1 protein-coding gene is annotated in these 1411 nt (G+C 37.9%); it reads left to right on the top strand.

Annotated elements, in window-relative coordinates; translation table 11 throughout:
* Positions 1-578 (top strand): YdcF family protein (locus ACFIL3_RS05135; RefSeq protein ID WP_375681896.1); only part of this gene is annotated, 578 nt, incomplete at its 5' end.
* Positions 579-1411 lie beyond the last annotated feature (833 nt).

Genomic DNA, 1411 nt, shown 5'->3' with positions numbered 1-1411 from the left:
TTTTATTTCGCTATTTTCCACCGACAACCCTTACTCTTTCAATCATTGTTTTAATTTTCTGGGGCGGTTTTATTATTTTTTCTGAAAAAACTGAACGACTCTCTCCCCCAACACCTCTCCCCAAAGCGGATGCCATTATCGTGCTTACAGGCGGAGAAAACCGAATAGAGACAGGACTTAATCTCTTACAAAGGGGGTTTGGTTCACGTCTCCTCATCAGTGGCGTAAACACCACAACCAATCTGAAAAGTCTCATGTACAACATGCATATTACCCCACGGCTTATCTCCTGTTGTATTGACATCGGGCATCAAGCGATTAACACCAGAGGAAATGCTAAAGAAAGCGCCGATTGGATCAAAAAACACCACTATAAAACCCTTTATATCGTCACCCATGATTACCATGTGTGGCGCTCAATGCGAGAACTTAAATATTTAATGCCTGATATCCATTTCATTGCCTATCCTGTTAAAAAGAACAATGCTGAAAGCGCAATACAACAGATCAATCAAATCCGCATTCTTATATTCCAATATATTAAAACGCTCCAAGTCTATATCAGAACCGCATTCTGACCTTTCTCCCTGATCTTTATTCTTGTGACTTTAAACCTTGCTACCCTCTGACTGCTTTACCTTTCTCTCCATACCTTTCCACACGAATTACCGCCATAAAAGCCCGCCAGAACTTCCCCCCATACAAAGCACAACGCCCCGATACACGTGTCACTGTCTTGCACATTAACCAAAAAACATCTCTTACATCCCAAACTTGATCTCACAACACGTGATCTATCTAATGCCATCCCCAATATAGAAGACAGCTCTTGTAAATAAATCTTCCCAGATAGCTATAAAATCAAACTTGTCATAAAAATCTATTTATACCACTGTCTTACCCTTCATAAAAAATGCAAACCGCCCCACCCTATATTTTGCCGCCTCTCAAGTATTACGATTTCTCTTAAACCTCTTGGGATGATTGGTAAGAGGCATACATTACGCCTTTCTTAAACACGAACATACCAACCTCATATGACATGCAAAGAAGTAATTTTAATAGATTTAAAATAAGAAAATTTATAATACTTAGATTTCTCATTTAACAGAGAGAACATTAAACTATCATTATAAGTCAATATATTAGTAACAATCTCTTATTCTAAAAAGCATCTTCATAAGAGCATTTTAGATCACAGATAGGAATAAGCTCAAAACGCACACCGCGACAAATACCCTACGTTTTTTATCGCAATCTTTTTTGAAATCATTTCGCTCTCTAAGATCACCTTTTGTCTGGTTTCCTCTCCCAAAAAGAACGAAAACTTTTAAACTCTATTGATCTGTAAACAATAATAACTCAGCTTCTTGTCTAACGCGTTCCACCTGCTCACTTCAATATCAGAACA

This window comes from Bartonella sp. CE47NXGY (assembly GCF_042195415.1).
GTDB lineage: Bacteria > Pseudomonadota > Alphaproteobacteria > Rhizobiales > Rhizobiaceae > Bartonella.
This window is presented reverse-complemented; position numbering and strand designations above follow the sequence as displayed.